General features: G+C 68.4%; 8 protein-coding genes and 1 pseudogene. 4 read left to right on the top strand and 5 right to left on the bottom strand.

From position 1 onward, the window contains the following. Nucleotides 1-64: 64 nt before the first annotated feature. Nucleotides 65-1,597: a hypothetical protein gene (locus EDC25_RS08170; RefSeq protein WP_132577401.1), complete on the top strand. Its 1,533-nt coding sequence runs from the start codon at nucleotides 65-67 to the stop codon at nucleotides 1,595-1,597. A 20-nt stretch (nucleotides 1,598-1,617) separates the two neighbouring features. Here the strand turns inward: EDC25_RS08170 and EDC25_RS08175 are convergent, their stop codons facing one another. The 5 genes and pseudogenes from EDC25_RS08175 to EDC25_RS08195 all read right to left on the bottom strand — a co-directional run bounded on the left by EDC25_RS08175 (nucleotide 1,618) and on the right by EDC25_RS08195 (nucleotide 7,904). After that, on the bottom strand, nucleotides 1,618-2,253 hold the full coding sequence (locus tag EDC25_RS08175; RefSeq protein WP_123520754.1) for a PQQ-dependent sugar dehydrogenase: 636 nt from the start codon (nucleotides 2,251-2,253) through the stop codon (nucleotides 1,618-1,620). 206 nt (nucleotides 2,254-2,459) lie between these two features. Continuing rightward, nucleotides 2,460-2,951: pseudogene (locus tag EDC25_RS15170) on the bottom strand (PQQ-dependent sugar dehydrogenase); the annotation flags it as partial. Nucleotides 2,952-3,115: 164 nt separating this feature from the next. Beyond that, nucleotides 3,116-4,588, bottom strand: coding sequence for a PQQ-dependent sugar dehydrogenase (locus EDC25_RS08185; protein ID WP_205984828.1), 1,473 nt, complete (start codon nucleotides 4,586-4,588; stop codon nucleotides 3,116-3,118). Between the two features lie 136 nt (nucleotides 4,589-4,724). Continuing rightward, nucleotides 4,725-5,594: an NAD(P)-dependent oxidoreductase gene (locus EDC25_RS08190; protein ID WP_123520753.1), complete on the bottom strand. Its 870-nt coding sequence runs from the start codon at nucleotides 5,592-5,594 to the stop codon at nucleotides 4,725-4,727. A 72-nt stretch (nucleotides 5,595-5,666) separates the two neighbouring features. Then, nucleotides 5,667-7,904, bottom strand: coding sequence for a tetratricopeptide repeat protein (locus EDC25_RS08195; RefSeq protein WP_132577404.1), 2,238 nt, complete (start codon nucleotides 7,902-7,904; stop codon nucleotides 5,667-5,669). Nucleotides 7,905-8,077: 173 nt separating this feature from the next. Between EDC25_RS08195 and EDC25_RS08200 the strand changes: the two genes are divergently transcribed. The 3 genes from EDC25_RS08200 to EDC25_RS08210 all read left to right on the top strand — a co-directional run bounded on the left by EDC25_RS08200 (nucleotide 8,078) and on the right by EDC25_RS08210 (nucleotide 11,762). After that, nucleotides 8,078-8,824: an electron transfer flavoprotein subunit beta/FixA family protein gene (locus tag EDC25_RS08200; RefSeq protein WP_123520750.1), complete on the top strand. Its 747-nt coding sequence runs from the start codon at nucleotides 8,078-8,080 to the stop codon at nucleotides 8,822-8,824. A 64-nt stretch (nucleotides 8,825-8,888) separates the two neighbouring features. Further along, nucleotides 8,889-9,827 carry an electron transfer flavoprotein subunit alpha/FixB family protein gene (locus EDC25_RS08205; RefSeq protein WP_123520749.1) on the top strand — a complete coding sequence of 313 codons (939 nt, stop codon included), beginning with the start codon at nucleotides 8,889-8,891 and terminating at the stop codon, nucleotides 9,825-9,827. A 30-nt stretch (nucleotides 9,828-9,857) separates the two neighbouring features. Then, a complete protein-coding gene (locus tag EDC25_RS08210; RefSeq protein ID WP_164483864.1) occupies nucleotides 9,858-11,762 on the top strand; it encodes an alpha/beta hydrolase in 1,905 nt (634 codons plus the stop codon). The last annotated feature ends 57 nt before the right edge of the window (nucleotides 11,763-11,819 follow it).

An 11,819-nucleotide genomic window follows, 5' to 3' on the forward strand; every position in this document is an offset into this window, starting at 1 on the left:
CGCGGGGCCCCCAGGTTCGGCCGGGATGGCGACACTGGCGCTGTCCTTCACAGGGAGTGCGGCCATGTCGATCCGGCCAGGAGCCTTCATCCTCTTCACCCTGCTGTCACCCGTCATCGCGGTGGCGCAGAATCCGTTGAACATGTCCATTTCCCATCTGGGTTACTGGACCGGATCAAGCGGATCGCCGCAGGTGATCTACAGCGACACCAACGGCACGGCCAACTTCGGCCCCCGCATCGTGCTGGCGATGTCGCGTGCCGGCAATCCGGCACCGCCGGCGCCTTACCACATCACCTTGACGCTGGGACCAGGCTTTACGGCCATGGCGCCGCTGTCACTGCCCAGCGGCACCACCTGCCAGCCAGCCACGGGCGGCGGCGCGGCACCGATCAGCATCCAGTGCACCAAGACCACCTTGCTGACCGGCGGCGCACACCAGATCATCCTGGCGCTGGACGCCGGGCCGATCGGACTGTTCCAGGGCGCCTCGCAGGTGACGGCGCGCTACACGGTGGACTACGACGCCTACCCGTTGCCGGATCCGCCCGTCTGCAGCAGCATTTCCGGCAACACCGGCTGCGTCGAACGCAGCGCTTCGGTTTTCGCTTCGTGGATCGGTCTGGATTCGCTGTCGGTGAACGAGCCGATGATCATCGGCCAGGACAGCCCTATCCAGGTGCGCCACCGCGTGGTCGGCTATGACGGCGGCCGCATCTCCACCACCACCTTGGTGCTGCCACCGGAACTGGAATACCGTGGCGTCAGCTCACCGTCGGCGCCGAGCCACACCTGCAGTGCCGCGTCCGGGCCACACGGCGGGGATGTGGTGAGCTGCCAGGGCAACATCCGCCATCCCTCGCCCAATGCTGCCGAGCGGACCGGCAGCTACTCGGTGATCGTGCGCACCCGGCCCGGTGTCCAGCCGCCCGGCCCCCTGCGCGTATACGCCTCGATCGGCAATGGCGCGCATCCGGCGCCGACGGATTGCGATGGGCAACCCAACCAGCTGCAATGCGCCGAGGTCGGGTTCGGCCTGGCGACGGCGCCGACGCCGGACCTGCATCTGACCGGTTCGACGTCGCCACAGCCGTGGGTCAACCTGGGCCGTAGCGAGAGCCCGTTCCGCATCGAATACCGCAACCTGGGCGGCGCCACCTCGGCGACACCGACACGGATCCTTGCCAAGCTGCCGGCCGGCTTCGGCTTCCAGCAACTCGCGGGCAGCAGCGGCCCGGTCTCCTGCACCGCCACCGGCAGCCTCGCTGATGGCCAGGAAGTGCGCTGCCAGCGCAGCACCGGCGTGCCGGCCAATGCCGTCACGTTCTGGCTGGAGCTGCGCCTGGACAGCGATCCGCTGCTGGCTGCCGATGCCGGCAACGGCGTACTCTGGGCGATCACCGATGCGGCAACGACCGATGGCGCGGCCCTGCTCGCCTGCGCCGCCGATCCGGAGCAGGCGCACTGCCGCTGGCATGACTTCGATGTGCGCCCGCCATGCCCCGGCGGTCCGGACGATTCGATCTACTGCCACGACTACGAGGTGTTCGTGCCGCCCGGTCCGGTGGCAAACCGGATGCAGGTGCCGGCCTGGTAGCGCCGGCACCTGCGCGTCGTTCATTCGAAGTCGTGGAAGAAGATGCTGTCGTCGGACGTCAGTTTGCGGATATTGCCGTTGATGCTGACCGAGTAGACGTTGCCCGCCTCGTCCTCGCCGAAGCCGACGTTGCCGGGATGGGTGGTGAACTGCGTCTTCGGCCACGGGCTGGCGGAATCGGTGGCGTACCAGACGCGGCCGTTGTTGGAATCGCCGAACCAGTAGCTGCCATGCAATGCGCGGATCGGTCCGCGGTACATGTAACCGCCACTGATCGCGCCACCATCACTGCGCGGGTAGTCGAGGATCGGCAGCGTCGAACCGGGGAACGAATTGCTGGTGCTGTTCACACACGGTGGCGACTGCTTGTTGATGCGGAAGCCTTCCATGCAACCCCAACCGAAGTGCCGCGCCTCACCCTCGGGTGCAAAGCTGATTTCCTCGCGCGCGCCCTGCCCGACGTCGCCGATGTACATGTTGCCGGTGGCGCGGTCGAAGCTGAAACGCCAGGGATTGCGCAGGCCGGTGTGCCAGATCTCGTCGCAGGTCGAGCTGCTGCCGACCATGGGATTGTCGGCCGGAATCGAATAGTTCGCAGGTTGTCCCGCGGTCGCGCCGCACATTTCGGCCGTGGCGCTGGCGGTCGCGTTGTCCACGTCGAGGCGCAGGATCTTGCCCAGCAGCCAGTAATTGGTGCCACCACCGGGCGCGCAGTTGTTCGGTGAGTTGTCGGCCGGCTTTTTCCAGTTGCACAGCGCGAAGCCGTGCGGGTCGTTCTGCGGTCCGCCATCACCGGACGAGTAATTCCGCCATCACCGGACGAGTAATAAAGATAACCGTCGGGTCCGAAATGCAGGTCGCCGCCATTGTGGTTGCCTGCCAGGTCCGGGATGCGGATGATGTCGAGGCGACTGTCCGGATCGGCGACGTCCGGATTCTCCTTCGACACCGAGTAGCGGGCGATCACCTGGTCGGGCGAACCGCCCAGACGCGGCTCGGCGGCCGGCGCCGTGAAGGCGACGTAGAAATACCCGTTGCTGGCGAAATCCGGATGGAAGGCCAGTCCGAGCAGGCCGCTTTCACTGGACGTGGTCACGCTGCGGCTCAGGAAATTGGTCAGCGTTTGCGGCGGCGAGCCATCCGCGGCCAGCTGGCCGACCCGGATCGTGCCGTTCTTCTGCACGATGAAGATGCGGTTGCTGCCGTCGCCGGCGTGCCGGAGCGCAACCGGTTCGCTGATGTCGGAGGTGATGAACGGACTGAGAGCGAGATCGTCGGGAATCGTCTGGGCGATGGCCGGCGTCGATGCCAGGCCGATCGCGGACACAAGCAGGCGGGTGGAGGTGATGCGCATGGCGGGCCCCGGGAATGATGGAGCGCCCGATTATCTCGACCGGGGGCGCTGGCGTGGGAACATTCCGTTATTCGCGTGACGGAATCGACATGATTCCGACCATCGGCCCAAGGCCGACGCCGCGTGGCACGGGATGTCCGCCCGCGGACATCCCGGCCGAACCATCAGAGCGGTGAATCCTCGAAGCCGTCGTAGAAGATCACGTCCGCATCAGGCATGAACACCGCCACCACCTCGCAGTCGGCGTCGATGGGCCCGGTGGTCCAGGTGGTACCGGACAGCACACCGCCGCAACCACTGACCTCGTCGATGACGAAGTGCGGATCGGCGAGGATCTCGAAACTGACGGTATCGCCCTCTTCGACTTCCTGCGGCACGGACGGATCGATGCTGCCGCCGGGTCCGATGACCGTCGGCGTCACGGTATGGACGATGGGCTTGATGTCAGTGGAGGTGAAGCGCGTGATGGCGACGCCGCCGCTGCGCACCACGTAGACATTGCCCTCTTCGTCCTCGCCGAAGCTGGTGATGCCGCCGCTCTGCGCCGTTCCCCATTCGCTGAAGGTCCAGCTCGTGCCGACCTTGTTGGCGAAGAAGATCTTGCGCGAACCGTAGTCGCCGAAGATATAGGTGCCGCGCAGGCCCTGGATGGGCCCGCGATACATGTAGCCACCGGTGATCGAATAACCCTGGCTGCGCGGGTACTGCATGATCGGCAGCACATGCGGATAGGCCATGCCGCCGGAGCAGTTCGTGTAGACGTTGCTCGCCTCGTAGCACTTCCAGCCGAAATTATGGATCTGGTTGAGCTGGTCGGCGGCGACGAAATCGACTTCCTCGATCGCGTTCTGGCCGACGTCGCCGATGTACAGGTCACCGGTCACGCGGTCGAAGCTCCAGCGCCACGGGTTGCGCAGGCCGATATACGCGATCTCCGCGCATCCGCCACCATTGGCGAACGGATTGTCGGACGGAATCGCATACGGCAGCGTGCCGGTGCCGCCGCAGGCATGGGCATTCGCGGCGCTGCCATCGACATCGATGCGCAGCATCTTCCCGAGCAGCGAGTTCAGGGCCTGGCTCCGGCCTGCACCCGTGCCGCCATTGCCACCGCCGTCACCCATGCCGATGTAGAGGTAACCATCCGGTCCGAACAGCAGGTTGCCGCCGTTGTGGTTCCAGTCCGGTTGGGCGATCAGCATCAATTGCCGGCGCGTGCCCAGGTCGGCGACATTCGGGTTGCTGTCCGATGCCTGGTACTCGACGATGCGCGTATCGCCATTGCCGTCAGTGTAGTTGACGTAGAACTTGCGGTTGCTGGCGAACTGCGGATGGAAGGCCACGCCGAGCAGGCCGCTTTCACCGCCGCCGGTGAAACCACCCGGCGTCGAGGCGTTCAGTGTCAGGAACGTCGGCGCCAGGACGACGCCGTTCTGGATAATCTTGAGATTGCCGCCCTGCTCGAGCACGAACAGCCGGCCGCTGCCGTCGCCGGCGTGGCGCAGGCCGGTGGCACCGGACACCGTTCCGCTGGTGATCACCGGCTGCAGCGAAAGGTCGGCGGGCGGCTGCGCCCAGGCACTGGCGGACGTGCCCAGCGCGACGGCGGCGGAAAGCGAAAGCAGGCATCGATTCATGGCATTGATTCCCGGAAGGTGGATGGGCTGCGACCGGTACCGGCACCAGCGACCACCGGAGTCTCGCACACATGGCCGCCGGGGTCGCCGTCGCCGGTCGATTTCCGGTCAGGCGCGGCGAGCTCCGTGGCCATGCTCACGCGAGCTTGAGGCGGATCAGTGAGGAAATGTCTTCATCGCCATAGCCGGCTTCCAGCAGGTGCGCGTAGTCGGCCTGGGCGGCCGTCGCAGTCGGCAGCGTCATGCCGGCCTCTTCGGCCAGCGCGGCGACGATGCCCAGGTCCTTGTGCAGCAGGCGGAGCTTGAATCCGACGTCGAACTTGCCGGCCAGCATGGTGCGGCCGCGCTTGTCCATGAACCAGGTGCCGGCGGCACCATTGCCCAGCGTGTCGATCAGTGCATCCGTGTCCAGGCCCAGGCGCTCGGCCAGGGCCAGCCCTTCGCACACCGCTTCGGCAATGCCTGCCACCATCACCTGGTTGACCGCCTTGGTCGCCTGCCCGGCGCCGACGTCGCCGAAGCGAACCACGCGCCGACCGAAGGTTGCAAGCACCGGCCGCGCGCGTTCGAAGGCGTCGGCGGTACCGCCGACCAGTACCGACAGCGTGCCGTTGCGTGCACCTTCGACGCCACCGGTCAGCGGCGCGTCGATGAAGTCGGCGCCGATGGCGGCCAGGCGCTGCGCCGCACTGCGCGCGGTCGCCGGCGCGACGGTCGAGGTGTCGATCACCAGTGACCCCGGTTGCAGGCCGGCACACAGCGCATCGACCACATCCAGCACGTCCCTGTCGGCGGACACGCAGGTCACCACCACGTCGCAGGCGGCGGCCAGTTCCGCCAGTGTCTGCGGCAGCGCCACGCCGGTGTTGGCGGCGAAGCGCCCGGACTTGTCGCGACTGCGGTTCCAGACCGCGGCCAGCAGGCCGGCGGCATGCAGGTGGCGCGCCATCGGTTCGCCCATCGCGCCCAGACCGACAAGGCCGACGCGGGATGCAGGGGTCGTCATGGGGATCTCCATCGGTAACGTTCGACCACCGCTTGCGCGGCGCGTCGTGTGGCAGGTGCTGTTGTTGGCCGGTCAGTAGGTGGCCACGGCGAGGCTCTGTTCGCGCTGCGCCGCGATGCGCTGCACGAGGTCGTCGCGCAGCTCCCGGAAGCGCGGCAGGTCGCGCAGGGCGTCAAGTCGCGGATCGATGTCGACCATCCAGCGTTCGTTGAATCCCATTGCCATCGCCTTGTCCAGCTTTGCCAGCGCGCCCTCCGCATCGCCATCGACAGCCAGCAGTGTCGCCTCGCCGAATTCGGTGGCGGCACCACTGAGGCCCTGCTCGTGCGCCTGCTGCAGGCTCTGCTGCAGCAGGTCATGCACCGATGCCGCTTCACTGTCGGCGCCGGACTGGCGCAGCAGCAGGATGAGGCCGGCGGCGGGGTTGAGCTGGTCGGTGGTCAGAAGGCCGCCGCCCTGCACCTCGACCAGCTTGCGCAGCGAACGCATGGCGCGATCGCTCTGGCCGTTGCGGTAGTCGGACAGCCAGCCCAGCCACAGCAACGGCTGGTATTCCGCGGCGACCGGCTCGGAGCGGCCGAGCACCTGCTCCAGGCGTGCCACCAGTTCCAGTGACAAGGGCGCCTGCGTGTCGCGCTGGAGCTGGAGCATGAATTCCAGCCAGTGCCGCATCGGCAGGGTCGAGGGCAGCCTCGTCGTCAGGCGTTCGGCCTCGTCCAGGCGCTCCAGCGCCGACAGCGACATGATCAGGCCCATGATGGCGTTCGGGCCTTCCGGATCCTGCCGCCATGCCAGGTCGGATTGGCGCAGCGATTCGACCAGGCGCCCGTTGTTGCGCTCGAAGGTGGCGAGGTTGACGCGTGCGACGTTGCTGTCGGGGATGACGGCCAGCAGGTCGACGAGCAGTCGCCGTGCGCCTTCGTTGTCGCCCTGCGCGTAGCGGTTGTTCGCAAGGTTGACGGTGATCGCCGGATCAAGGGGGCTCATCGCCAGGGCGCGTTCGAGGACTTCACCGCGTGCATTGAGGCGGCCCTGGCGACCGTAGAGGCCGCCCAGCCACATCAGCGCCATGTCGTAGTTGGGATCGAGGCGGATCGCTTCCAGCAGGTTGCCTTCGGCGGCGTCGAGCTGTCCTGCGGTGAAGCGCAGCAGGCCCAGCGAAGCCCAGGCCTCGCCCAGGCCCGGCGCCAGCGTCAGCGCCTTCACGACCGCCGGTTCCGCCAGGGTCACGGCCTCCGCCGCCGACACCCCGCCGTAGTCGGTCAGCAACAGCCGTGAATCCGCCAGGCCGCACCAGGCACGCGCATAGTCGGGATCGATCTCGATGGCCTGCTCGAACAGCGCTGCCGCGCGCGCCAGCGAGGACGGCGTGCGCTGGCGCCACAGCACGCGTCCCTGCAGGTACAGCTCGTGTGCCTTGAGGTCGCGGGTGTCGGCGCTGCCGACCGCCGCGCGGGCGGCCGGGCCGGGAACATCCCGGGTCAGCCCGGGAATGCGTCGGCGCAGGTTCGCGACGATGTCCGTGGTGATCTCGTCCTGCAGGTCGAAGATGTCGCGGTCGGGCCGTTCGTAGGATTCGCTCCACAGGTGATAGCCGTTGCCGGCGTCGATGAGCTGCACGGTGATGCGGATGCGCCCTTCGGCCTTGCGCACCGAGCCTTCGACCACCGTCGCCACGTTCAGCGCCTGGCCGATCCCCGTGACATCGAGCCGTCGTTCGCGCAGGGCGAACGACGAGGTGCGCGCCGCGACGCGCAGGCCCTGCACGCGCGCCAGCCGGTCCAGCAGCTCCTCGGCCAGCCCGTCGGCGAACCAGCCCTGGTCGCGCGCCGGACTCATGTCGTCGAACGGCAGCACGGCAATCGAATTGGGTGGCGCGGAAGGCGCCGCGGCGGCGGGCGCCGACCTGGCCTGCGGCGCGGGACCGGCCCCGTCGCCGTCGATGTCGCGATAGACATCGGACAGCCACCATGCCGCCACGCCCACGGTGATCAGGACCACGAACAGGGCGAACAGCCGCGCGGGCCCGACACCGCCGACACCGCCACGGTCGCGCGTGAGGCCGCCTTCGCCACGGTCGAACACCCAGGCCAGCACCAGCACGACGGGCAGGCCGAGCACGGCGAGCAGGATGGTCCAGGTCATCACCCAGCCGGGCAGGCCCAGCGGCTCGAAGGTGATTTCGCCCAGCTGCAGTACCACCCAGGCGACGAGCACGTAGCCGACGCCGGCCCGGACGACCTTCCGGCGCCGCAGTTCAGCCCAGGTGCGGGCCAGCAGGGGCAGGTTGTGCTCGGGGAGCTCGGGCATGGGCAGGCGCTGGAGGTGGCGATCATGATGCCCCATCCGTGCCGGAGGTTGAATCGGAATCGCCGGCCCATGCTGCCCCGTACGGCGCGGCCGGCTACAATGGCGACCCCATTTTCCCGCCTCCGGCCGCCCCGCCGCCGGTGGCGCGCCCTGCATCGAGGTCAATCGAGACGATGAAGATCCTGGTCGGTTACAAGCGCGTGGTGGACTACAACGTCCGCATCCAGGTCAAGCCCGACAGTTCCGGCGTGGTGACCGAAGGCGTCAAGCTGTCGCCCAACCCCTTCGACGAGATCGCGCTGGAAGAGGCCCTGCGCCTGCGCGAGAAGGGCATCGCCAGCGAAGTCGTGGTCGCGACCATCGCGCCGGCCGATGCCCAGGCACATCTGCGCAACGGCCTGGCCATGGGCGCCAACCGCGCCATCCACGTCGTCACCGACGAGGTCGTGCAGCCGCTGACAGCGGCGCGCATTCTGCTCAAGCTGATCGAGAAGGAACAGCCGGGGCTGGTGCTGCTGGGCAAGCAGGCGATCGACGACGATGCCAACCAGACCGGCCAGATGCTGGCGGCGCTGTGGGATCGCCCGCAGGCGACGTTCGCCTCGGAAATCGTCGTCGACGGCCAGGTCGCCCGCGTCACCCGCGAAGTGGACGCCGGCCTTGAAACCATCGAGATCGACCTGCCGGCGGTGGTCACCACCGACCTGCGCCTCAACGAGCCGCGCTTCATCAAGCTGCCGGACATCATGAAGGCCAAGAGCAAGCCGCTGGAGACGATCGCGCTCGCCGACCTCGGGGTCGAAGCCGCCGCCGGCCTGACCGCCAGCCACTATGCCGCGCCGGCCAAGCGCAGCAAGGGCGTGATGGTCAAGGACGTCGCCGAGCTGGTCGCCGCCCTGAAGGCCAAGGGCCTGGTCTGATTCCGCATCCGCCTTGCACGGACGGAGCCCGCTCCGTCCCGCACCTCAGTCGAGGACATATCCAATGAGCAAGATCCTGATCGTCGCCGAGCACCTCAACGGCCAGCTCAACGCCAGCACCGCCAAGTGCGTGACGGCGGCCGGCAAGCTGTCGCCGGAAGCCATCGATATCCTGGTGCTGGCCGCCGATGCCGCCGGCATCGCCGCGCAGGCCGCCCAGATCGCCGGGGTCAGCCGCGTGCTGACGGTGGAACGCGCCGAGAACGCGCAGTCGCTGTCCGCCGTGCTGGCGCCCCAGGTGGCCAAGGCTGCCGCCGGTTACAGCCACGTGTTCGGCCCGTCGACCACCTTCGGCAAGGACCTGATGCCACGCGTCGCCGCGCTGCTCGGCGTGCCGCAGGTTTCCGACCTGATGGAAGTGGTCGATGCGCAGACCTTCAAGCGCCCTGTGTACGCCGGCAACGCCATCGTCACGGTGAGCGCACCGGCGGGCGCGATCGTCGCCACCGTCCGAACCGCATCGTTCCCGGCGGCCGCCGAAGGCGGCGGCGCCAGCGTCGAGGCGCTGTCGCTGGACGTCGCGCTGCCGACGCACACGCGCTTCGTCGAGCTGAAGGCCGGCAAGAGCGACCGCCCGGACCTGCAGACGGCGTCCCGTGTGGTGTCCGGTGGCCGCGCCCTGGGTTCGGCCGACAGCTTCCGCATCATCTACTCGCTGGCCGACAAGCTCGGTGCCGGTGTCGGCGCCTCGCGCGCCGCGGTCGATGCCGGCTACGTGCCGAACGACATGCAGGTCGGCCAGACCGGCAAGATCATCGCGCCGGAGCTGTACATCGCGATCGGCATCTCCGGCGCCATCCAGCATCTCACCGGCATCAAGGATGCCGGCACCATCGTGGCGATCAACAAGGACGCCGAGGCGCCGATCTTCGAGATCGCCGACTTCGGCCTGGTCGGCGACCTGTTCACGCTGGTCCCGGAGCTGGAAGCCGCGCTCGGCTGAGCGCTCCCCCACCACGCCAGGGACGGCATGATGGAACCGCGTCGCCTTGTCGCCCGATTGCTCGCGCCGGCCCTCTTGGCCGGCGCGCTGCTATCCGGCGCCTGCTCATCGGATCACGCGGCGGATGCGGGCGTCGCGGCACTCGCCGCGGATTCGCCTGCCGGCCGCTGGCATCTCCAACAGGGAGGCCGGCGACTGGTCCTCGACCTGGGCGCCGAGGGCGGACGTGCCTTCGGGGAAATCCGCCGTGAAGGCGAACCGGCGCAGAAGATCGAACGCATCGACTGGCAGCCGGAGACCGGCACGCTGTCGTTCCGCAGCGGCATCGAAGGCCACTGGCGCTGGTATCGCGCCGTGCTGGTCGACGGCGTCCTGCGCGGACGCGCGACGCTGCTCGGCAACCATTCGGACATGCCGGCCGCCAGCGGTTTCATCGAGGTCGTGACCGGCTGGCATGCCCGCCGCTTCGACCAGGAACGGGTGCCGAGGTCCTGGGATGTCCAGCTTGCCGATGGCCGGCTGGCCCGAATCCGGATCGACCGCGGCAACGACCCGGACGGGACGGACCTCGTCGGCACCTACAAGGTCTTCGCCTCGCGCAGCCGCCATTCCAATGCCGAGGAACTGGAATACGCGCTGACCGGCATCGAATGGGACGGCGAGACGCTGCGCTTCCAGCGAGCGCTGGCCGACGGCATCGAGCAGTTCGAGGCGCGTGCCGAGGGCCGTCGCCTGCACGGCCGCTACCGGCACGACGGCGACGGCCGCTGGCGTTCGCTGCAGGGCACCCGCGCCGAGCTGCTGGGCTACGGCCTGTCTGCGCGGATGGCAGCGGAACGCGACGACTGGCAGGCGCTGACGCGGCGACGCGTCGCGCACCTGCTGATGGCCGGCGCGCCGGATCCGGTGGACACGTCAGTCCAGGTGCTGCAGGCCCGTGTGCCGGCGCGCCGCAGCCGTCGCATCGATGAAGGGCGCGACGACATGCCGGAACAGTGGCCGGCGAACTACACGCTGGATGAACTGGCGTTCCGATGGACGTTCACGGCCGGGGATGGCACGGCACTGGAACGCCATGCACACGGCTGGATCGCCACGCCTGCCGCCGAAGGCGGACGCCGACCGGCAGTCATCGTGCTCAATGGCCACGCCAGCAGCGCCTGGCAGATGTTCGATCCCGATGCCTGGATGTACTGGTACGGCGATGCCTTTGCGCGTCGCGGCCACGTCGTGCTCGGCCTGGACGTGTCGCACCGCGACTACGGCGATGACCCCGATGGCGGCAACCATGCGCATCCGGCGATCAGCCGCGACGGCCAGAGCAGCGAGTGGGAACAGGATGGCGAACGCGCCTGGGACGTGATGCGCGCCATTGATTACCTGCTTGCGCGCGACGACGTCGACCCCGACCGGATCGTGCTGGCCGGGCTGTCGATGGGCGCCGAGGTCGCCGTGCAGGCCGCTGCGCTCGATACGCGCGTGCGATTGACCGTGCTCGGCGGCTTCATGCCCGACCTGCAGGTGATGGCCTGGAACGGCAATCACGAATGCTGGCAATGGCTCAACGCCGACATCAACGAGTACGTGGACCTGTCCACCTACCTGGCGCTGGTCGCGCCGCGCGCGCTGATCGCGCAATCGGCGGCCCGCGACTTCACGTTCTCGCGACGCGACCCGCCCTTCAGCGCCGATCTGCAGGTCGCACGGCGCGCCCGCGTCGCCTGGAATGACCAGTCCTCGCGCTTCATCCACCTGCTCCACGACGGCGAACACAGCCTGCGCACCGGCGTCCGCGACGGCGGCGTGCGCGCCTTCGCCCACGATGTGGCGCGGGTGGAGGGCGATCCGCACTGGCAGACCGCGCCCGCGACGGTGGCGCCCGGGCGCGATCTTTTCGAACTGGTCGAACAGGCGCTGGACGACGGCCCGCGCTGAGAACGGACGGGGCCAGGGGACCGATCCGCTATGATCGCGGCCAGGTCACCGGCCCTT

The organism is Pseudofulvimonas gallinarii (genome assembly GCF_004343305.1).
In the GTDB taxonomy this organism is placed as follows: Bacteria; Pseudomonadota; Gammaproteobacteria; order Xanthomonadales; family UBA2363; genus Pseudofulvimonas; species Pseudofulvimonas gallinarii.